Below are 18341 nucleotides of genomic sequence, written 5' to 3'. Positions count from 1 at the left end.
CCTGCCCGTCCACACCACGCTGCACACCGCGAAGAAGGAGCGTCCCGTCATGATCGGCCCCAAGGCTCGACCATCCCTGCACTCAGACGCCACGCCCGCCTCCACCGCCCAGGCCCCCTCTCCCGCGGCCGGCCCCGCCGTCTGGCACGGCGCGTGGACAACGCCGGTCATGCGGCCCTCCGCCGCGCCGTGGTTCGAGACGTGGGCCGAGCAGGGTTTCATCAACCAGTCGCTCCGCCAGGTCGTCCGCATACACACCGGCGGCACCCACCTCAGGATCCGGCTGTCCAACGCCTACGGCGACTCACCGCTGCGACTCACCGGCGCAAGCATCGGCCGCGCCACCGGCGGCGCGGCCGTGGACCCGGACACCATGCGCACGCTGCGCTTCGCCGGCTCCCCCTCCCACACCGTCCCCGCGCGCGGGCGCACCGTGAGCGATCCGGTCGCCCTGCCCACCGACCCCCTCGACGACCTGACCATCACCCTGTACTTCAAGGAACCGAGCGGCCCCGCCACCTACCACCAGCTGTCCATGGCCACCGCCTACCGCGCCGAAGGCGACCACCACCGCGACCCCCAAGCCACCTCCTACACCGACACGGTCCAACCCGCCTACGGATCCTGGTACTACCTCGAAGGCGTCGAGACATCCGGACCACACGCCCTGCCTCACGCGGTCGTCACCTTCGGCGACTCGATCACCGACGGATTCGGCGCCACCATCGACGGCAACGACCGCTACCCCGATCTCCTCGCCCACCGCCTGCTCACCACCGGCCACCCCCGCCCCGTCCTCAACGCAGGCATCGGCTCCAACAGACTGCTCACCGACTCGCCCCTCGGCGGCGACGCCGGCATCGCGCGGTTCACCCGAGACGTCCTCCACCAGCCCCGCGTCGGCACGATCATCGTCCTCATCGGCATCAACGACATCCAGCAGACCGACGACCCGGCAAACCGCACCGGAGACGATCCTCCGGCGGTCACAGCGCGCCAGCTGATCGACGGGCACCGCGCACTGATCCGCGCCACCCACACCCACGGCGCCAGGATCGTAGGCGCCACGCTCACCCCCTACCAGGGCGCGGCGGGCTGGACCCCCGAAGGAGAAGACATCCGCAGCCAGGTCAACCACTGGATCAGCACCAGCGGCGCCTACGACGCAGTCATCGACTTCGCCGGCGCCCTGGACCCCGACGGCATCGGATCGATCCGCGACGACCTGCACATCGGCGACCACCTCCACCCCAACCCGGCCGGATACCGGGCCATGGCTGACGCCATCGACCTCGCCTTGCTGGACTGAATGCGCGGTCGTGGTGCTGATCGTCCGTAAGACCGCGCGGCCGGGGGCCAGTAGGTCACACCCCGGCGGACGCCGCTCGCCTGGGCACGCAGTATGAGGGGATGGCAGACGTCCGGCCCTACGACAACTCTCTCGAACTCGCGCTGTTCGAGGCGGCATTCCGCTTCACCTGCCACGAGCCCGCCAGCTCGTCAGTTACGGTGGGCTGTTTGTGCTGAAGGTCGTCGGTGACTCAATGGTCGAGGCAGCGAGTCACGGACGACGCGAGGTTCGAGATGGCGAGCTTCAAGAAGGCCCATCAGCTCGGGCCCTTGGTGTGTGCTGAGCGGGTCGTGCTGTCGGGTGCGGTGTTTGGCAACCCGGTGACCATCTCACTCGCTGCGCGCCGTGTTGAATGCCATCGCACTCACTGGTCATCGACAGCGGAGATACGTCTGCGGTACACCACGGTGGACTTCGCTCATGCGGTGTTCGAGTACCCCCTCACGATCGCGGCGGAGCCAGATCTGTTCGTGCTCAACGACGGCCGGCATCTGATCGAGGATGCCTTACCGAGCGCGTACGACCCCGGAGTGAGGGTGGCGTCGCTGCGTGGGGTGGATGCGGCCCATCTGGTCCTGTCCGACCTGGATCTGTGGGACTGCCTGTTCTCCGGCACGGTCCACCTGGACCAACTCCGCCTGGAGGGGGCCTGCACCTTCAACACCGCACCGTCAGCCACGCACTGGAGGCACTGGCCGCCCGTGCGGTTCACCGAACGGCGCGTCCTGGCAGAGGAGCACCACTGGCGCGCCAGCCGGCCGGGGCAGTGCAGGGCTGGGTCCACGGTCCCGGACGGGCGGGGCCACTGCAGCTGGCGCCGGTGTACCGGGCGCTACGGAAGGCCTTCGAGGACCAAAAGCACGAGCCGGGAGCAGCGGACTTCTACTACGGGGAGATGGAGATGCGCCGCCACGCCGGCGACATCCCCCGCAGCGAGCGAGGGCTGCTGACCGCGTACTGGGCCCTGTCCGGCTACGGCCTGCGCGCCTCCCGCGCCCTGGCCTGGCTCGGCGCCGCCATGCGCCTCACCATCGTCCTGCTGATGACCTGCGGCCTCGCCCAGGACAGCCCGAAGCAGACCGCGACCGGCACCGTCCCGGCCGGCGGGGGCAAGGTCACCTTCGAGATCGACAAGGACGACCCCCAGAATCCCACCGGCGACCGGTTCACCGGCAAGCGCTTCGAGAAGGCCCTGAACGTCACCCTCAACTCGGTGGTCTTCCGCTCCTCCGGCCAGGACCTGACCACCGCCGGCACCTACATCGAAATGACCTCACGTCTCACCGAACCCGTCCTTCTCGCCTTGGCCGTGCTCGCCGTCCGCAACCGCGTCAAACGCTGACCCCTGTGCCCCTGCCAAGCGCCGCCCTGTGAACGACGCATGCGCCCCTCGGGCAGTGACTTGGGTCGGCCGGAACCGTGCCACCCTCCACCGGCGGACTGAGGGTGCCGGCCGCCGCCCGCCGGGCCTCGTGACTGCGGCCGGCGACGTCGTCACGATCCTGGCGCAAAAGTAAAGAAAGCCTGCCAACAAGACTAGTCCCCCGCTACGCTGCCGACCCTGTCAAAGGGGGAACATGGCGGCAATGGACGATGATGCCAGAATCAAGGCTGTTGGAGAAAACAGTACCGTTCACATCAGTTCATCTTCAGGTTTTTCGACTTCGGGATACAGCCGTCACACCAGGAGTACTTACCGGTCCGCTGCAACCTCTGCGGCGTTCGCCATTGCCGCAGCAGGAATAGTCGCCTTCGGGCAGTTGTCTGACTCAAGCTCAAAGGGGAGCGAAAATTCCCCAGGATTCAGTTCCGACAGTTTCGCAATTATCGGGGTAATCTTCGGCGGTATACTCGCCGCCGCCTTGATTGCCTCTATTCCGTGGTTCATCACCCGACGCACGTACATGAAGAATCAGAACAAGCACTTCGCCGAACGGATAAAAGCTGAGCGAGAACGTCATCAACAGGTGCTGGAGCAGCTGAAGAAGACGACTGAACTGGCCACGTTGATGGATCTGAACCAGGGGCAGATCAAGACGTACCATGACATCGTTACTGAACAAGCTGATAAGTCGTTCAAGTCATCGCGGACTGCCATGAATGTGGGACTGGTTCTTCTCGTCGCTGCCGCCATCGGTGGGGTGTATGTGCCGATCGAGGAGATCCGCTGGTTTATCGGCGCCCTTGCCTTGTTCAGCACCGTGTTCTCCGCGTACCTGTCACGCACGTATTTGTTGCTGTACCGGGAGTCCATCGGCCAGCTGAACCGATACTTCGACCAGCCCGTGCTTAACAGCTACTACTTGACGGCCGAGCGGCTAACTGCCGGCCTCGATGTGGAACACGCGCAGAAGGTACGGCAGCAGATCATTGACCAGGTACTGCAGACCAGCACAGCCGTTGGCGGCTCCAGGGTGGTGCGAACCGCACCTGAACCCTCGCAGGACAAAGCAAGTCCGAAGGGGCCAAAAAAGTCGCGGTCCAAGAAGAAGGCAGCGCTCAACGGCACAAAAGTAACGTCTCCGCCATGACGCGACGGTGCCCTCGCCTGCCTGCGACTCTGGCTCCATGGTTTTCCGGGCACCACCAGAACCGCCCCACAAGCGGCTGGTCAAGCGTCCGTGTCCTGTCGCGAGCCGGGCTCTCCCCGCAGGTCCGGCTGTCGTGCCCGAGGCTGGGACGCGGAGACGGATGGCGTCGCCGTCGTTGGGGGCAGCGGGTACAGGGCCGCGTCGGACAGGCAGCCCGAGACCCTCACCACCCACGTGCACGCGAACACGAGCGACAGCCCCAGCACGGCCCACAACACGGGAGCGGCCACGTCGAGCAGCGCCGAGAAGCCGGCCGGGGCGATGATCGCGGCCACGCCCCAGGTGAGCTGGTAGACGGTGAGGCAGCGCCCGCGCAGCGCGGCGGGTGCGACAGCCGCGGCGAGCGCCGAGGACGGTGCCGTATGCATCAGTTCACCGGCCGTGTAGACGAGTGTCATGGCGACCAGTCCGGTGAGCTGCCAGCCGCCATGCGGCAGGTACGCCGTCGCCGCGAAGGCGGCGCAGGAGACGGCGAAGACCGCGCCGCCCAGCGCGAGCGCGTGGGTGCGGCGGGCTCTGACCTGGAGCCGGCGCACGGGGAGCTGACCGACGACGAGGAGGGCCGCGCCCAGAACGTGATCGGGCCGGACGCGAGGACGGCCGGGTCCGATCCGGGGCACCCGGATCTGTTCCATCACGGCGGTGAACTGGGTGCAGTCGTTGGTGTTGCCGCCCGTCACGACGAAGCCGAGCGGACGGCCCCGGCGTCGCAGGTCAGGTGAATCTTGCTGGTCAGACCGCCCCTGGACTGGCCGCAGGCCGGTTCGCAGAGCTCCCTTTTCGAGCCCCGGCAGCATGCTGCTGGGCCCGGACGACCGTGGAGTCGACCGACACCAGCCAGTCGCCGTCGCCCGCCGCGCCGGCCTTCGGGCGGCCGTTTCGGTCGACGCGGGCCGAGTGATCCTGCGCTCCCGGCGTGGCACGGAGATGGGGCCGGCGTTTCCAGAGATTGTGGCCGGGTCCGTGCAGCTGCCGGATGCGACCGCGATGGACGGCGAGCTGGTCGTATGGGACGCCGCGCGGCGCCTCGCCTTTGAGCGCTCGCAGAACTGGCTTGCCCGACGCGGGTCCGGGGCAGTCCGGGCAGCTCAGGAGTGGCCGGCCCACTTCGTGGCGTTCGACCTGCTCAGGCTCATCGGGACCGTGACGACCGGATGGTCGTACCGCAGCCGTCGGACGGCGCTGGAGTCGGTGTTCGCCGCCCCCGGCTCTTCGCCCCGTGGGCACTGTGCCCGTCCACCACCGACCCGGACACCGCGCGTGAGTGACTGTCGTGGGTATCGGTCGGGATGGAAGGGGTGGTCTTCAAGCGGCTCACCGATATCTACAAGCCGTCGGTGAGAGGCTGGGAGAAGTACAAGGTCCGTGAGACGAGCGAGGCGGTCGTCGGTGCGGTCACCGGCTCCCTGACCGACCCGCAAACGCTGCTGCTCGGCAGGTACGACGTCGAAGGCCGCCTCCAGTACGTCGGCCGCACCACGACCCTCGCCCGAGTGGCAGGCACCGCAGTCGCCGGCCTGCTCGAGGCGGGACGGCGCGGGCATCCGTGGACGGGCTGGTCGTTCTCCGCCGGATGGAGCAGCCGGGAGCAGCTGGACGTCACGTTGGTCGAGCCCGGCCTGGTGGTGGAAGTCGGCGTCGATGTCGCTCGTGATGCCTCCGGCCGGTGGCGCCATTCCGCGCGCTGGCACCGTGCCCGCCCCGACCTCTCCCCCACCGACGTCCCCCGCCTGACGTCGCCGCCGCACTGACGGCGGCTGGGCGCGGCGGCCCGCCGATGCGCAACACCGGTAAGCGCGCTACGATCCCCGGCCGCCGTCGCCCATCCCGCCCGTCCCTTCCTCCTTCACTCCAGCCAGGGAAATGGGCCAAGCGGCCGCAACGGGGAGGTCAGCAGGCCGACCACGGCCATACAGCTTGGTGACCTGCACGGATGACAGGATGGACCGTCGGGTCGCGCAACAGTAGGCGCAACAGCCAGGCGCAACCCTTGTCGCGCCCCTGCTCCTGGTCGACCGAGGCACCGGGTCACGCGGCCCGGACGGCTCCACGGGCACGGGCCAACTGGCGCAGCTCGCAGCCCTCTCGGTGGCCGGTCGCCCTACATCAAGCGGAGCGACGTGCTCAGTCGCTCGCCAGATACAGGAAGCGCGCCACGGCGTCGTGGCGGGTGTGCGGGTGGAAGGCGGGAGTGAGGCGCTGGACGAGTTGCTCGCAGCGGGGTGCGTGGGTGCGGCGGGCGAGTTCGAGGGCGTGGGCGGCGGCTTCGGCGGCGGGTTCGATGTCGTGATGGGCGAGGTGATTGGCGGCCTGGTAGGCGAGGAAGATGCCGCGGGTCTTGTCCCGGCTGGCGGGCAGCAGGTGTTCACCGTGGGTGAGGAGCTGGTGGGCGCGCCGGGTGTCGTCGAGGTCGAGGAGGGTCTGGCCGGTGTCAACGGCAAGGTCGGCCTCGGACATCCACGTGCACCAGGCGGGCCGGTCGCTGCCGGCGCGGTCGAGGTCGTGTTCGGCTGCGTGCAGGGCGCGGCGGGCTGCTCGGGGCGCGGGGGCGGGTGCGGCGGCGAGGCTGCGGACCAGGGCGGCCGCGGTTGTAGCGATGCCGTTGTTGGTCCGCCTTCTCGGGGGTGGTGTGTGCGATGCCGCGTTTTCGCAGGTAGGAGCGGAAGCCGTAGGAGTTGTAGGCCTTGTCTGCGATGACCTGTGGGGGTGGCAGGCCACGGCTTTCGGCCGCGGCAACTACAGGAAGTGCCGCACCGTCGCGCGGTGCATCAACCTGGCGGGCGTCGGCCGTGTCGTTTGTCCTTAGCAGACGTTGAGTGCCCCGAGCGTGCTCTCGGTGGAACTCTTCAAGAGATGGAGCAATGTTGCGTGAGGTCTTGCGGTGCTGGTTGCGCCGCGTAGTGGTATTCGCTGCGGCGGTCGCGGTCTGCCTCTCACCGGCCCACGCCGGCGCGGTCGGCGACGGGCCCGTCCTTGACATCAACTTTCCCGATCCGGACGTGGTCAGGGCGCAAGGCGTGTTCCACGCCTATGCCACGAGCGGAAACGGCAAGAACGTGCAGCGGGCCACATCGCTGGATCTCGGGCGCTGGTCAGCTGCCGCGCGTGACGTGCTGCCCGTGCTGGGGACGTGGGTCGATCCGCATGAGCCGCGGGTGTGGGCGCCTGAGGTGTTCGACAATGGCCGTGGTTTCACGCTGTACTACACCGCGCACCACCGGGCCAGCGGACGTCAGTGCATCGGTGCCGCCCTGTCCGCCGCGCCGCAGGGGCCCTTCCGCCCAGTGGGCGAGGAGCCGCTGATTTGTCCCGTGGAGCAGGGAGGCGCCATCGACGCGGCCCACTACAGCGAGGGCGGGCAGCGGTATGTGGTGTGGAAGAACGACGGGAACTGTTGCGGCATGCGGGCCTCGTTGCACCTGCAGCCTGTTTCGGGGGACGGAACCCGGCTTCAGGGCGATCCGGTCATGCTGCTGACATGGGATCAGCAGTGGGAAAGCGAGGTCGTGGAGGCGCCCACGCTGATCAAGCGGGGCCAGCAGTACGTGCTGCTGTATTCGGGAGGGCCGTACCGCACGGACGACTATGGCGTCGGATACGCGGTGGCGGACCGTCTCACCGGCCCCTACGTCAAGGCGGACGCGCCGCTGATGACGACGGGCACCCTGGCAGGCAAGGTGCGGGGCCCGGGTGGTCAGGACGTGGTGGTCGGTGCGGACGGCCGGGACAGGATCGTCTTCCATGGCTGGAACGCTGACCGATCACAACGCATGATGTATGCGGCGGGTCTGTCCTTCAGTGACGGTCGGCTGACCGTCGACTCCGGTCCGGTATCGCCCTGATCGGCACGACCACCTGACACCCCAGACGCCGTCGGCTCCGGGCGCGTGTCTACCCATTCTCAGGCCGCCGAGCCCCGGAAAGTCCCGGGGCTCGGCGGGTTGTTCAACGGCCGGTTCTCTCATGCCGTACAGATCTTGCCGGGCCTCACCGCAAGATGGGGTGGCTCTGACGACTCGCGACCGGCCGGTCGATCAGCACCTCGCGCTGATCCAGGCGTCCTCGACGGTGTACAGATCACCGAGCCGCTTGGCCATGTCAGCCTCGACACATGACCAGCTGACGTGGCCGTCGGCCCACTTGATGGTGATGTGTGCCGGGGCCCAGGTGCAGTTGTAGTACCAGTCCCCGTACTGCGGGACGCCCTTGTGGTGCGAGAAGCCGCATGGCCAAGACGGCTTGGCGGCCGGGGCCGCGGAGGGCCCGGCCGGCGCGGCGAAGGCAACCTGCCCCGGCGTCGCGAAGGCGCCGAAGGCCAGCATGGCAGCTGCGCCGAGCCGGGCGAATCGCTTGCTCAGATTGCGCACGAGTTGCTCCCTCGAGTGTGTCGGTCGGCGGGTCAGGGGCCGGGGCACTCGTACGCGTAGTTCGCCTCGATGTTCTCCTGGAGCGTCGAAATCCAGTGGTACCGGGCGGACTGGCCGGGCGCGAGGGCCTGGCACGTGGGGTCGACGTGGTAGTCGAGCTGGACGGTGACCCGGCCGATGTGACGCCCGCAGTCGTTGCGGACGTCCGCCCACCGGTTGAAGATCGTGGGATGGCCGCCCCCCTGGGCGGTGATCACCAGGCAGGCGGCGCGCGGGCTGTCCTGCACGGGTGCGGCCTGCGTGGCACCGGCCGGCGCCACGCGGTGGACCTCGTGTCCGGCCGCCGGCTGGACGACGGACACCGCCGCCGCGACCGGCGCCGGTGCGGCGGAAGCGGACGCCGCCGCACCGAGCCCACCTCCGGTTACGGCGAGCGCGGCCAGAGCGGGCAGCAGCGTGTGTACAAACATGTCGGCGTTTCCTTCCACTGACGAGTGAGACGGCCGTCAACCGGCGCACGCCGGCACAGCCAGGGAGAACCGGTGCGCTCACCCCTGGAGGTGATCTCCGCAGCCGGTACGCCGAGTTTGCCGCGGTTGGTCACCTATGACCATGCAGTCCCGCTTGCTTCAGCTATTTCGGGATCCATACATTTCTGGCCTGCTGGGACGTCTGTGTCCCGGGACTTGAAGCAGTCGGCAGGACACCATTCCCACGCGTTCGGAGACCACCGTGACGACCGATCGGCCACCCGCCCGTCCTTCTCCCTCACGCCGGCTGGGACAGGCTCTTCGGGAACTGCAGCAACGCTCCGGTTGCACCCTGCGCGCCCTCGAACAGCAGGTTGCCATCAGTGACTCATCGCTCTCCCGCTACTTCCGGGGCGACACCGTCCCGCCCTGGCCCGTCGTCCGTGACCTGTGCCAGGCGCTGGGCGCCGACCCGGCCCAGTACCGAGCCCTGTGGGAAGCCGCCGACCAGACCCGCCCGAACGATCCCCCCGGCACGGTCGTCCCCGACCCTGCGCCGGCAACCACACCGCAACCCGCACCCTCCACACAGCGGGGCCGAATGCGTGCGCTCCTCACCAGCCGGTGGACCTTCGCAGCCGCCGGAGCCGCAGCAGGCATGCTCGCTGCCCTGCTCGTCGTGAACAGCACCCCCACCGCACCCCCGGCACACGGTTCGAGCACCGAACAGCGCGAGGAAGGCCCCCCGTCCAACCCCCGAAAGCCCCCGCCCACCACCCAGATCTTCATCAACAGAAGTACCGGAAGCTGCCTCGACGACAGCCTCGACTACGGGCTGCGCTCCTACAAGTGCAACCACTTGCCCTACCAGTGGTGGACCCTCCACACGCTCTCCGACGACACCCGCCAGATCCGCAACCAGGCCACCGGAAGGTGCATCGCCGACACCCGCACCGGCCTGCGCATCCAGGACTGCACCGACTCCTCCGCCCAGCACTGGACCATCAACGCCGGCGGCGACGACGCCATCACGCTCAAGAACGCCGCGACCGGACACTGCCTCGACGACAGCAGCGAGGGTCTGCGCACTCTGCCGTGCGCCGGCACACGCCACCAGAAGTGGGCCTGACACACGCAAGAGTGAAACCGTCCTTCATCTTTTCGCTCCCTCTGCCTGGAAAGTCACGAGCCTGCCACGGAAGATCACGTGGCAACCAGGGCTTCGCCGCAGCGGCACCCAGCTTGGTGCCCTCACGGCATGGCCATCAGCAGGGGGGTTCGTCCAGGGTGGGGCGGGGTGCGGCGAGCGCGTTGTAGGTGGCGTTCCAGGCGGCTTGCGTCTGCACGTGTGTTCGAATTGCGTGCGGACACGCCCCGACCGATACAGAGACCCGCCCGGCCGGTGCCCCCTGCGGGGATGCTCAGGCGGTGTTCCACTGACGGGGAGGACCTCCGCGCCACTCCACCCAGCCCGGGTCGTCCAGCACCCGGTCCGGGTCGCTCACCCCGGCGGCTTCGAGGAAGGCTCGAGCGGCACGGATTCTGCGGCCAGGGTGGCGCCACCGACCGGCCGCATCGCGGGCGACGTCCACGCCGACCTCCACCACCAGCTGCGGGTCGACGAGCGCGACGTCCAGGACGTCGCGGCTGCCCCACCCGCCCGTGAACGTGCGCCCCGCCCACGGATGCCCACCCGCCGCCGGCAGCAGCACTCCCTCCAGGGAGCGCATCACCGCGCGGGCGAGGGGTGTGGTGCGGCCGGTGTAGCGGAGCGCGCCCGCGCCGTCGTAGCGGCCCAGCAGCAGAGAGCGGGGAGCGGCGGGCGGGCCGGTGACCGCGCCGACGACGGCGTCCTCGGTGGCGCGGACCTACTGGTGAAGAGGCGTTATTCGAGAACTGCGGTATCCATCCCGTCCGCCGCCTGACCGCACGATGAAGGAGTAGGCTGCCCGTGCCTCCATCGTCTTGCCGGTTGCCTTGTTGCGTGCGCTGTAGCGGGCGAGGACGACGACGCGTTCACCTTCGGTGACGTAGGTGTCGTCGTGGGTGGTCCAGTCGTCCCGTTCTTCGGCGAGTCGGGTGAAGACGCCGTCTATGGCGGCGCTGGGGGTGCGGTAGGTGCCGGCCAGCGGGAAGCCGGCCGATTCACTCCACTCGACATCCTCGGCCACGACCGATCGCCACAGCTCCATGTCTCCGGTCGCGGAGGCGCGGTACTGAAGGCGAACGGTCTCGGCGGGTGTCCGCCGCGGGTCGAGATCTGGCATCAGAACATGCCGTTGGAGTTGGCAGCCTGCTTGGGTACCTCCTGGATGACGTCCCGGCCGGGGTTGTCGGGGTTGCCCGGCTCCAGGTCGAGGTGGGAGTGGGTGACGACCATGTCCCCCTCGGCGACTACACGCTTGATGTGCAGCTTCAGATCCGGGTAGCCACCCCGCAGCCAGCGCACGAAGCCGATGAAGGCCTCGGACCCATCCTGGGCGTCGGGGTTGTGCTGGACGTAGCGGGGGCCGAAATGGTCGGCGACCGCCTGCTCCGGGTTCCCCCCGAAGGCGGTCTGGTAGTAGTCGACGACGACCTGCTTGTTGCGCTCAAGGTCGGACATGATGCCATCCGTTCATTTCGGGGATTCCCGGAACGGACCGTCTACAAGATCAGATAGCACCGGGAACCCAGGATTACTCGACTGGGATTGCCCTCGCGTCATGACAGCGGCCCGGGCAGGCACGCCGACGCTGGTACTACTTTCCCTTGCCGCCTCCAACTGAGGCGTACAGCGAGATCCGCCGCCACAGAGCGGTGATGTCTCGTCGCACCCAGCGCGTAGGAAAAGTAAGTTTTTGCCGCAAGTTGCGTCAATCTGATGCAATTAATCACGTTTTACTGGTGAAGAGGCAGTGTTCCGCCCCTGCACTATTCAAGGCCGGAAGTGATTGCTGAGAGTCCCGTCCTCTGCGGTCGCACGGGACGGGCACCGTCCTGGTCAGTTCTCGGCCTTGATCTTCTTCATGGTGAGGTGGGACTCCAGGCGCAGGACGGCGGGGTGACCGGTGAGCTTGTCCATGACGAAGGACTCATAGGCAGCGTTGTCGGCGACCGCGACGCGGATGAAGTAGTGCGGGCTGCCGTACATGCGGCGCAGCTCGACCACCTCGTCGTGGGCCGCGATCGTGGCCTCGAACTCCTCGATCGTCTTGCGGTCCTGGGCGTAGATCTCGACGTTGACGAGGACCTCCATCCCCCGGCCCGTGGCCTCCGGGTCGATGACGGCCCCGTAGCCGGTGATGACGCCGGCCTCCTCCAGCCGCTTGACCCGCCGCAGGCACGGCGGCGGCGTCAGGCCCACCCTCCGGGCGAGTTCGACGTTGGTCAGCCGACCGTCCTGACGCAGGTGAAACATAATGTCTCTGTCGATCGCATCCAGAGATACTTCATTGCTCACACGGGCATTCTACGGGCCTGATCGGCAACCATATGAGGCGCATTTCTTCCTAGCATTGCGGCATGGGAACACAACCGGTCGGGGTCGCCGACCCTCCTCGGCCTGCCCGCGTACCGCACCGGCCGCGGTCCGAGGTACTGGCCGCCTTGAAGGACTCCGCCTCGGTCGGCCTGGGCCTGTTCCCGATGGGACTGGCCTTCGGCATGCTGGCCACCCACTCCGGGCTGCCCTGGTGGACCGCCCCCCTCTTCTCCGCCGTCATGTACACCGGCACGCTGGAGTTCCTGCTCATCCCCATGGTCATCGCGAGCGCCCCGCTGCTCACGGTCGCCCTGACGACGCTGCTGGTCAACGGCCGGCACGCGTTCTACGCGCTGTCCTTCCCCCTGCACCGTGTCAACGGCCGCCTGGCCAGGCTCTACAGCACCTTCGCGCTGAGCGACGAGGCGTACGCCATGACCACCGGCGGGCAGGCCGGCACCTGGTCCAGCAGGCGCATGGTGTCCTTCCAGGCGTTCAACCACCTCTACTGCGTCATCGGCGCCCTCGCCGGCTGCCTGCTCGGCTCGCTGATCCCGCCGCACATCACCGGCCTGGACTTCGCCATGACCGCCCTGCTGGTCGTCTTGGCCCTGGACGCCATCCGCGACCGCCGCCACGACCTGCCCACCCCGGCCCTCGCCCTGCTCGCCGCCCTCGTCGCCCGCCTGCTCGCACCCCAGCAGATGCTGCTGTGCGCCTTCTGCCTGTTCACCGGCGGCCTTCTCCTGCGCCACTTCACCACCCGCACCAGGACCAGCCATGCCTGACACCCGGTACCTGCTCGCCGTCGCCGCCGTCTGCTGCGCGATCACCTGGGGACTGCGGGCCCTGCCCTTCACCGCCCTGACCCCGCTGCGCTCCAACAAGGCCGTGCAGTACCTCAGCACCCGCATGCCCGCCGGCGTCATGGTCATCCTCAGCCTCTACACCCTGCGCACCCTGCCCCTCACCGAGGTCCGGGCCGTCGCACCCCTGGCGGGCCTCGCGGTCACCGTCGCCCTGCACCTGTGGCGCCGCAACGCCCTGCTCAGCGTCTTCGCCGGCACCGCGGTCTGCGTCGCCCTCTCCAGCACCCTCTTCGTCCCCTGACCGGCCGCCGGACCCGCTCGTCACGATGGCCGAGCCCTTCCGGCGGAACACAACAACCGCGACTCCACCCGGAACGAGGAGCGATTTCCCGTGCAGAACATCGCGGTCAAGGTCGTGGTGACACCCTTGCTGATCAGCGGTGCCGGCCTCGCCGGGCGCCGCTTCGGCCACCAGATCGGCGGCTCGGTCGTCGCCCTGCCCCTGACCTCCGGGCCCGTCGCGTTCTTCCTCGCCACCGACCACGGCACCACCTTCGCCGGCCACGCCGCCACCGGCATGCTCGCCGGCACCATCTCCCAGCTCGCCTTCGCGCCCTTGCCGATCTCCGCGGCCGTCACCTCGCGGTCTTCCAGTTCACAGACTTTGCGCGTCCGCACCCCGCCCATATCTTCCAGGTGGAGCCGGTGAAAGCGGATCGAGTGGTCCTCGGTCACGCCGGTGACATTGATCGGCACGCTGACCAGGCCGAAACTGATGGCGCCTGACCACACGGTTCGGGGCATGGCCTACCTCCGCAGCAGCCCCGAGCGCTTCCAGGCTAGGACGAAGGCAACCGGGTGGGGACGGTGGGCCATGGTGGACAGGATCGCAGACGATCACCGGGGATCAGGCCACTGCGTCAACGTCCTGCCGGTCTCCTCGTCGGTGGGTGAGGGTGACGTGGGCTTCCGGCGGGTCGCCGTGCCGGCCCACCCAGGCCGTGAACTTGCTGCGGGCGACGGTCTCGCTGGACCACCAGCCGTGGAGCATCTCGCGGCCGCCGGCGGTCAGGGTGAGGTGGTAGCGGCCGGCGGTCATGCGAGTATCCGCGGGTGCGGTGCGGCTCCCGGAGGATGGCACCCTTCGTCTCCAGCTCGCGCAGTGGGGAGTGCACGGACGAGGGGCGCAGGCCGACCTGCTCGGCGATCTCGGCGACGGTGCGCGGATACGAGACCACCCGCTGTGCACAACGCGGTTCCCGGGTGACCGGGTGGGGCACCCGGCCGTTGGTTGGTATGCGAAAGCGCTGGATGCTGGCATGGACGCTGTGCGCCGTGGTTGCTGGCGGGTTGATGTTGGTGTGGGCCCTGTGGAGTCCTGACCACGTGGCCGGCCTGCTCAGGGTCTTGGCGGTTTGGGTGTGGCGTGGTCAGCGTCGTCACGAATGCTCCGACACGAGGCAGATCGCGGAAACGGCGCAGGCGCTCGCCCGGGTCGTTCGACGCCAGTGGGAGGATGAGGCTGTCCTGCGGCAGGTTTTCGAACCCGCGCCGTTGCCAGTGATCTGGGTTTCCTGCTGGCTCTGTGCACGTCGGAGAGCAGCGTTTCGACAGCAGTTCGGGAGGCACCCGCGCGCGTGGTGGGGTGCCCCGGCGCGGTGCCTGGACCTTCTACTGGGGGCCGTAGGCCTCGAGTTCCATCAGACGCGAGTAGTTGTTGCCACCGAGGTGGACGAAGACGCGTACTGCGTCGGTCTGTTCGGCGGGGAACGTGGTCACTACGTGCTCCTGGGTGTTGCCGACGACCTGGGCGACGGTGCGCCAGGTGCCTGCGTCGCGCACCTGGATGTCGAAGTCGCGGATGCCGTCCGCCGCGGCGGGGACCTTGGTCCAGAGCTCGACCCGGTCGATCGTTTGAGCTGTCGGCCACTCCACGCCGTACCAGTCGGGGAAGACCGCCCGGGTGGCGTCGTTCCAGCCGGTCAGGGTGTCCCAGTGGCTCTGGTCCTTGTCGCCGTCGACGGCTCCGCACAGCGTGAAGTTGCCGTGCGTCGAGGAGGCGATGGCCTGCTCGCCGTAGGCGAGGTTGGTCCCGGGGCCTCGCTCGGGGACCGGCTGAACCGTGACGGGCACCCTCTCCCGCTGCTTGCCGCTGGTCACGGTGATGTCGTACGTCCCCGGCGCCGTCCCGCGCGGTACCCGCACGTTGAACGACTTGGACACCGGCTGGTCCGGGTCGTTGGCCGGAAGGTACGTGGAGAACAGCGTGTCGGACAGGACGAGCGGAGCCTCGGCCCTGAGTGTGGCGTCCTCGAAGACGGGCTGGGCACCGGTGTTGGTCATCGTCACCGTCATCGATGTGGGCAGACACGGCAGCTCGCTGGCCGCCAGTGCGGCGGGCGAGGCCGACAGTGCGACCGTCGAGCGTGCCTTGCCGCCCGGGGCGGCGACCGCGCTGTCCGCCGGCGCCGCGAGGCAGATGCCGGCGGTTACCGCACCCGCGACAGCGGCCGCGGTCAGAGTCTTCTTCATGGTCGTTCCTCTCAGGCCTGCTGGACGGCGGCGAAGCCGCTCTCGACGGCGAGCTTGGTACGGGTGCTCACGGTGCCGTCGGGCACCGTGACCCGGTCGCACACCCGGAACTCGGAGAGCCACACCTCCGGTGTGATCTCGCAGCTGACGTAGCCGCGCTGGAAGTTGCCGAACTTCATGTGCGGGTTCTCCTCGAGCAGCACCCGCCCGCCGGCGTCGAGGTCCTCGCCGTCCTGCGCCGAGGTGAGGGAGGTACCGACGAACTCGGTCGCCACGACCTTCGAGTCCGGGTCGGTGAAGTCGAGCGCGAGGTCGCTGACGGCGGTGCGGTGCAGGTCACCGGCGAGGCTCACGACGTTCTGGATGCCCCGCTCGTCGATGGTGCCCAGGAGGCGGTCGCGCGAGGCGCTGTAGCCGTCCCAGGTGTCCATCGGAGTGGCCACGTTCGGGCCGGAGACCGTGTCGAGGAGCGTGATGGCGGTCTGGTGGCCGAGGACCTTCCAGGTGGCCTGCGAGGCGGTGAGGCCGTCGAACAGCCACCTCTCCTGAGGGAAGCCGAGGATCGAGCGGGTGGGGTCGGCCGTGGCCTCGTTGGGCGCCTTGGTGCCGTCTCCGTTCGCCTGGTCGTCGCGGTACTGGCGGGTGTCGAGCATGGAGAAGTCCGCCAGCCGCCCGTACCGCAGGCGGCGGTAGAGCTGCATGTCGGTACCGGTCGGACGCTGGGGCGCCCGCAGCGGCATGTTTTCCCAGTAGGCGCGGAACGCGTTGGCCCGCCGGACCAGGAACTCATCGACGGGGGTGCTTCCGGCGTACCGGTCGGCCCAGTTGTCGACGACCTCGTGATCGTCCCACACGACGATCCACGGAGCGGAGTGGTGCGCCGCCTGCAGGTCGGGGTCGGTCTTGTAGTACGCGTAGCGCTGGCGGTACTCGTCCAGGGTCACCGTCTGACGGGTCCGCAATATGTCGTCGTCGCCCGGCCGAACGCCCCGGTCGTTGCCGAACTCGTAGATGTAGTCGCCGAGGAACAGCACGACGTCGTGGCGACGGGCGGCCAGATCACGGTGTGCGGTGAACCAGCCCTCCCAGATGGCCTGACAGGAAGCGAAAGCCAGGGTCATGCTCGACAGCAGCTGATCGGGGGCCGGAGCCGTCTTCGTCCGGCCGACCGGACTGATGAACTTGCCTGTGCGGAAACGGTAGTAGTACTCACGGGCCGGCTCGAGGCCCTGCACATCCACGTGCACGGAGTGGCCGTACTCGGGGGCGGCCTTCGCCTTTCCGTGCCGGACCACTCGTCTGAAGCGCTCATCGGCGGCAATCTCCCAGCGGACCGAGTAGGTCCGCTGGTCCATGCCGCCGAACGGCGCCAGCGGGTCGGGAGCGAGGCGGGTCCACAGGACCACACTGTCCGGCAACGGGTCACCGGAGGCGACCCCGAGCGTGAACGGGTCCTGCTTCGTGGCGGAGGCGGTCGCGGCAGTGGCGGGGCTGACCCCGGGCAGCGCGCCGGAGATGGCTAGGCCGGCGGCCGCGGCCGTCACGGTCAGGAAACGCCGGCGCGTTGTCGCGCTCACAGCGGGGGCAAGAAGTGGAGATGGATTCACGTGTGTGAACGTTGGCGGTGCCAGTTGAACACATGGGTTGTGTCCAGTGGCTAAACGATCACATTTGCGAGATGCTCCGGCCGACCCGCCCGCGCCGTGCCTCTCCGTCCCCGACCCCGCTGCACAGGCCCCACCCACCCGGTGCCTCCGCTCTGGTCGTCGCAACACTCAGCTCAGGGATGCGATGGACTTCAGAGTTCGGGAGTTGCGGGCAGTAGCGCAGGGGCGTGGGCAACGGCTGCGTGCGGGAAGGCGCCGTTGTCGCCGTGGTCGAAGAGCCACTGCCTGAGGACGTCGTCCGGCCACTGCAGCGGCACAAGGGCAGGGTCGACGCAGAAACGGGCAAAGCTGAGACCACCGTCCTGGCGGCGTGCCATCAGCGGGCTGAGATCGCCGAGCTTCATGCCACCAGGCGTACAACAGATTCCAGACGGTATTCCCCTGCCCTCGCACGCCGGGACACGCCGCCCCAGTCGCCGCGGGGGGGGATCCGCCCAAAATTGAGGGCACCTCACCACCCGACGCCTCACGCGCCGAACGCCAGCACAGGCCGTGGACGCAGGTCGGGTTGTGCCCGGTGAGGCGCACGGTTGGCACCATCGGCCGACGAGGCGGACGGCCGGGGGCCTGTGCGTGAGCGCGGGGACTGCCGGCGATGTGGGGGCCGCGTCGGTTCTTCGACAAGTACCGCCGCCTGCTGAGGATCCGGCAGGCTCAGCCCGTACCAGCGCAGCCGCCAGAGGTCGAAGACTTCGCTCCCCTTGGCTTCGAAGTCCACATCGACCTCAGTGCCGTTGCCACTGACGAACCGGCATCCTGCCCCATGATCCGTGTAGGAGTAGGTACCGATGACCCCACTTCGGCTGATCCGGCGCGAACGGGCCAGGCCAAGAAAATCTGCCAGTCGCTCAAGCGAGGGGATCGACACCCTCACGGCCCCATCAATCGCGTTCAGAGCACGGACATACCCGAGCACCAGGTCTCGCGCAGCCTCAACCCGTTCCATACGACGTCACCCCCAGAGCCCGTGGCTGAAGGGATTCTTCCATGCGCCGCCGGCGTCTCCGCAGGACGGCATTCTGAATCGATCCGTGAATCCCTGCGGCACCGGCCGGCCCGAGAGCGCACTGGCCCTGCTCGACTAGGCGCTC

General features: G+C 68.5%; 21 protein-coding genes and 5 pseudogenes. 11 read left to right on the top strand and 15 right to left on the bottom strand.

Translation table 11 applies throughout. The annotated features are described in order from the left end of the window. The first annotated feature begins 49 nt into the window (after nucleotides 1-49). The 4 genes and pseudogenes from ACZ67M_RS34970 to ACZ67M_RS34955 all read left to right on the top strand — a co-directional run bounded on the left by ACZ67M_RS34970 (nucleotide 50) and on the right by ACZ67M_RS34955 (nucleotide 3882). Nucleotides 50-1309, top strand: coding sequence for an SGNH/GDSL hydrolase family protein (locus tag ACZ67M_RS34970; RefSeq protein WP_469854031.1), 1260 nt, complete (start codon nucleotides 50-52; stop codon nucleotides 1307-1309). 172 nt (nucleotides 1310-1481) lie between these two features. After that, nucleotides 1482-1559: pseudogene (locus tag ACZ67M_RS34965) on the top strand (transcriptional repressor LexA); the annotation flags it as partial. Between the two features lie 693 nt (nucleotides 1560-2252). After that, on the top strand, nucleotides 2253-2693 hold the full coding sequence (locus ACZ67M_RS34960; protein WP_469854030.1) for a hypothetical protein: 441 nt from the start codon (nucleotides 2253-2255) through the stop codon (nucleotides 2691-2693). 235 nt (nucleotides 2694-2928) lie between these two features. Next, nucleotides 2929-3882 (top strand): hypothetical protein, encoded by a 954-nt coding sequence (locus ACZ67M_RS34955; RefSeq protein ID WP_469854029.1) that lies wholly within the window; start codon nucleotides 2929-2931, stop codon nucleotides 3880-3882. 632 nt (nucleotides 3883-4514) lie between these two features. Here the strand turns inward: ACZ67M_RS34955 and ACZ67M_RS34950 are convergent. Then, a pseudogene (locus ACZ67M_RS34950) lies at nucleotides 4515-4800 on the bottom strand (transposase); the annotation flags it as partial. Here ACZ67M_RS34950 and ACZ67M_RS34945 point away from each other — a divergent pair. Both ACZ67M_RS34945 and ACZ67M_RS34940 read left to right on the top strand, forming a co-directional pair. Continuing rightward, nucleotides 4738-5283 (top strand): ATP-dependent DNA ligase, encoded by a 546-nt coding sequence (locus ACZ67M_RS34945; RefSeq protein WP_469854108.1) that lies wholly within the window; start codon nucleotides 4738-4740, stop codon nucleotides 5281-5283. The pseudogene ACZ67M_RS34950 and the gene ACZ67M_RS34945 overlap by 63 nt on opposite strands. After that, a complete protein-coding gene (locus tag ACZ67M_RS34940; RefSeq protein WP_469854028.1) occupies nucleotides 5232-5693 on the top strand; it encodes a hypothetical protein in 462 nt (153 codons plus the stop codon). The genes ACZ67M_RS34945 and ACZ67M_RS34940 overlap by 52 nt, the downstream gene beginning before the upstream one ends. A 373-nt stretch (nucleotides 5694-6066) precedes the next feature. Here ACZ67M_RS34940 and ACZ67M_RS34935 read toward each other — a convergent pair whose 3' ends face one another. Continuing rightward, complete coding sequence (locus tag ACZ67M_RS34935) at nucleotides 6067-6399, bottom strand: hypothetical protein (protein ID WP_469854027.1); 333 nt, start codon at nucleotides 6397-6399, stop codon at nucleotides 6067-6069. A 404-nt stretch (nucleotides 6400-6803) separates the two neighbouring features. Here ACZ67M_RS34935 and ACZ67M_RS34930 point away from each other — a divergent pair, with 404 nt between their 5' ends. Beyond that, nucleotides 6804-7784, top strand: coding sequence for a glycoside hydrolase family 43 protein (locus ACZ67M_RS34930; protein WP_469854026.1), 981 nt, complete (start codon nucleotides 6804-6806; stop codon nucleotides 7782-7784). Nucleotides 7785-7976: 192 nt separating this feature from the next. Here the strand turns inward: ACZ67M_RS34930 and ACZ67M_RS34925 are convergent, their stop codons facing one another. Next, complete coding sequence (locus tag ACZ67M_RS34925) at nucleotides 7977-8309, bottom strand: hypothetical protein (protein WP_469854025.1); 333 nt, start codon at nucleotides 8307-8309, stop codon at nucleotides 7977-7979. A 32-nt stretch (nucleotides 8310-8341) separates the two neighbouring features. Then, the gene (locus ACZ67M_RS34920; protein ID WP_469854024.1) at nucleotides 8342-8779 is read right to left on the bottom strand and encodes a hypothetical protein; all 438 of its coding nucleotides are present in this window, start codon (nucleotides 8777-8779) and stop codon (nucleotides 8342-8344) included. 262 nt (nucleotides 8780-9041) lie between these two features. On the opposite strand from ACZ67M_RS34920, the pseudogene ACZ67M_RS34915 reads away from it, so the two are divergent. Continuing rightward, a pseudogene (locus tag ACZ67M_RS34915) lies at nucleotides 9042-9212 on the top strand (helix-turn-helix domain-containing protein); the annotation flags it as partial. Nucleotides 9213-9437: 225 nt separating this feature from the next. Then, nucleotides 9438-9908, top strand: a complete 471-nt coding sequence (locus tag ACZ67M_RS34910) for an RICIN domain-containing protein (RefSeq protein WP_469854107.1) — start codon at nucleotides 9438-9440, stop codon at nucleotides 9906-9908. A 292-nt stretch (nucleotides 9909-10200) separates the two neighbouring features. Here ACZ67M_RS34910 and ACZ67M_RS34905 read toward each other — a convergent pair whose 3' ends face one another. The 4 genes from ACZ67M_RS34905 to ACZ67M_RS34890 all read right to left on the bottom strand — a co-directional run bounded on the left by ACZ67M_RS34905 (nucleotide 10201) and on the right by ACZ67M_RS34890 (nucleotide 12194). Continuing rightward, nucleotides 10201-10509 (bottom strand): hypothetical protein, encoded by a 309-nt coding sequence (locus ACZ67M_RS34905; RefSeq protein WP_469854023.1) that lies wholly within the window; start codon nucleotides 10507-10509, stop codon nucleotides 10201-10203. A gap of 138 nt (nucleotides 10510-10647) precedes the next feature. Further along, the gene (locus tag ACZ67M_RS34900; protein WP_469854022.1) at nucleotides 10648-11046 is read right to left on the bottom strand and encodes a nuclear transport factor 2 family protein; all 399 of its coding nucleotides are present in this window, start codon (nucleotides 11044-11046) and stop codon (nucleotides 10648-10650) included. Further along, complete coding sequence (locus ACZ67M_RS34895; protein ID WP_469854021.1) at nucleotides 11046-11384, bottom strand: nuclear transport factor 2 family protein; 339 nt, start codon at nucleotides 11382-11384, stop codon at nucleotides 11046-11048. Before ACZ67M_RS34895 ends, ACZ67M_RS34900 begins: the two co-directional genes overlap by 1 nt. A gap of 378 nt (nucleotides 11385-11762) precedes the next feature. Then, entirely contained in the window at nucleotides 11763-12194 is a 432-nt protein-coding gene (locus tag ACZ67M_RS34890; RefSeq protein WP_469854106.1) for an Lrp/AsnC family transcriptional regulator, read from the bottom strand. Nucleotides 12195-12283: 89 nt separating this feature from the next. Here ACZ67M_RS34890 and ACZ67M_RS34885 point away from each other — a divergent pair, with 89 nt between their 5' ends. Together ACZ67M_RS34885 and ACZ67M_RS34880 are read left to right on the top strand one after the other, a co-directional pair. Beyond that, the gene (locus ACZ67M_RS34885; protein WP_469854020.1) at nucleotides 12284-13030 is read left to right on the top strand and encodes an AzlC family ABC transporter permease; all 747 of its coding nucleotides are present in this window, start codon (nucleotides 12284-12286) and stop codon (nucleotides 13028-13030) included. Next, nucleotides 13023-13352 carry a branched-chain amino acid transporter permease gene (locus ACZ67M_RS34880; protein ID WP_469854019.1) on the top strand — a complete coding sequence of 110 codons (330 nt, stop codon included), beginning with the start codon at nucleotides 13023-13025 and terminating at the stop codon, nucleotides 13350-13352. Before ACZ67M_RS34885 ends, ACZ67M_RS34880 begins: the two co-directional genes overlap by 8 nt. Nucleotides 13353-13656: 304 nt before the next feature. Here the strand turns inward: ACZ67M_RS34880 and ACZ67M_RS34875 are convergent. The 7 genes and pseudogenes from ACZ67M_RS34875 to ACZ67M_RS34845 all read right to left on the bottom strand — a co-directional run. After that, a pseudogene (locus tag ACZ67M_RS34875) lies at nucleotides 13657-13855 on the bottom strand (Ku protein); the annotation flags it as partial. Nucleotides 13856-13958: 103 nt separating this feature from the next. Beyond that, a complete protein-coding gene (locus ACZ67M_RS34870) occupies nucleotides 13959-14150 on the bottom strand; it encodes a hypothetical protein (protein WP_469854113.1) in 192 nt (63 codons plus the stop codon). 19 nt (nucleotides 14151-14169) lie between these two features. After that, nucleotides 14170-14289, bottom strand: a pseudogene (locus ACZ67M_RS34865) (LexA family protein); the annotation flags it as partial. A gap of 433 nt (nucleotides 14290-14722) precedes the next feature. After that, nucleotides 14723-15583: a galactose-binding domain-containing protein gene (locus ACZ67M_RS34860; RefSeq protein ID WP_469854018.1), complete on the bottom strand. Its 861-nt coding sequence runs from the start codon at nucleotides 15581-15583 to the stop codon at nucleotides 14723-14725. A gap of 11 nt (nucleotides 15584-15594) precedes the next feature. Next, a complete protein-coding gene (locus ACZ67M_RS34855; RefSeq protein ID WP_469854017.1) occupies nucleotides 15595-17160 on the bottom strand; it encodes an alkaline phosphatase D family protein in 1566 nt (521 codons plus the stop codon). Nucleotides 17161-17381: 221 nt separating this feature from the next. Continuing rightward, nucleotides 17382-17594: a hypothetical protein gene (locus ACZ67M_RS34850; RefSeq protein ID WP_469854016.1), complete on the bottom strand. Its 213-nt coding sequence runs from the start codon at nucleotides 17592-17594 to the stop codon at nucleotides 17382-17384. Between the two features lie 122 nt (nucleotides 17595-17716). Further along, entirely contained in the window at nucleotides 17717-18196 is a 480-nt protein-coding gene (locus ACZ67M_RS34845) for a DUF6896 domain-containing protein (protein ID WP_469854015.1), read from the bottom strand. Nucleotides 18197-18341: the final 145 nt, after the last annotated feature.

This window comes from Streptomyces sp. NPDC107500 (genome assembly GCF_055582785.1).
The sequence above is the reverse complement of the archived record's forward strand: the minus strand, read 5'-3'. Positions and strand labels throughout refer to the sequence as shown.

Excerpts from the sequence above, each read along its gene's own strand:
- ACZ67M_RS34885 (WP_469854020.1), top strand. The coding sequence starts at position 12,284 with ATGGGAACACAACCGGTCGGGGTCGCCGACCCTCCTCGGCCTGCCCGC.
- ACZ67M_RS34970 (WP_469854031.1), top strand. The coding sequence starts at position 50 with ATGATCGGCCCCAAGGCTCGACCATCCCTGCACTCAGACGCCACGCCC.
- ACZ67M_RS34845 (WP_469854015.1), bottom strand. The coding sequence starts at position 18,196 with ATGGAACGGGTTGAGGCTGCGCGAGACCTGGTGCTCGGGTATGTCCGT.
- ACZ67M_RS34895 (WP_469854021.1), bottom strand. The coding sequence starts at position 11,384 with ATGTCCGACCTTGAGCGCAACAAGCAGGTCGTCGTCGACTACTACCAG.
- ACZ67M_RS34960 (WP_469854030.1), top strand. The coding sequence starts at position 2,253 with ATGCGCCGCCACGCCGGCGACATCCCCCGCAGCGAGCGAGGGCTGCTG.
- ACZ67M_RS34945 (WP_469854108.1), top strand. The coding sequence starts at position 4,738 with ATGCTGCTGGGCCCGGACGACCGTGGAGTCGACCGACACCAGCCAGTC.
- ACZ67M_RS34870 (WP_469854113.1), bottom strand. The coding sequence starts at position 14,150 with ATGACCGCCGGCCGCTACCACCTCACCCTGACCGCCGGCGGCCGCGAG.
- ACZ67M_RS34880 (WP_469854019.1), top strand. The coding sequence starts at position 13,023 with ATGCCTGACACCCGGTACCTGCTCGCCGTCGCCGCCGTCTGCTGCGCG.
- ACZ67M_RS34920 (WP_469854024.1), bottom strand. The coding sequence starts at position 8,779 with ATGTTTGTACACACGCTGCTGCCCGCTCTGGCCGCGCTCGCCGTAACC.
- ACZ67M_RS34940 (WP_469854028.1), top strand. The coding sequence starts at position 5,232 with ATGGAAGGGGTGGTCTTCAAGCGGCTCACCGATATCTACAAGCCGTCG.
- ACZ67M_RS34910 (WP_469854107.1), top strand. The coding sequence starts at position 9,438 with ATGCTCGCTGCCCTGCTCGTCGTGAACAGCACCCCCACCGCACCCCCG.
- ACZ67M_RS34850 (WP_469854016.1), bottom strand. The coding sequence starts at position 17,594 with ATGAAGCTCGGCGATCTCAGCCCGCTGATGGCACGCCGCCAGGACGGT.
- ACZ67M_RS34860 (WP_469854018.1), bottom strand. The coding sequence starts at position 15,583 with ATGAAGAAGACTCTGACCGCGGCCGCTGTCGCGGGTGCGGTAACCGCC.
- ACZ67M_RS34955 (WP_469854029.1), top strand. The coding sequence starts at position 2,929 with ATGGCGGCAATGGACGATGATGCCAGAATCAAGGCTGTTGGAGAAAAC.
- ACZ67M_RS34935 (WP_469854027.1), bottom strand. The coding sequence starts at position 6,399 with ATGTCCGAGGCCGACCTTGCCGTTGACACCGGCCAGACCCTCCTCGAC.
- ACZ67M_RS34930 (WP_469854026.1), top strand. The coding sequence starts at position 6,804 with ATGTTGCGTGAGGTCTTGCGGTGCTGGTTGCGCCGCGTAGTGGTATTC.
- ACZ67M_RS34900 (WP_469854022.1), bottom strand. The coding sequence starts at position 11,046 with ATGCCAGATCTCGACCCGCGGCGGACACCCGCCGAGACCGTTCGCCTT.
- ACZ67M_RS34905 (WP_469854023.1), bottom strand. The coding sequence starts at position 10,509 with ATGCGCTCCCTGGAGGGAGTGCTGCTGCCGGCGGCGGGTGGGCATCCG.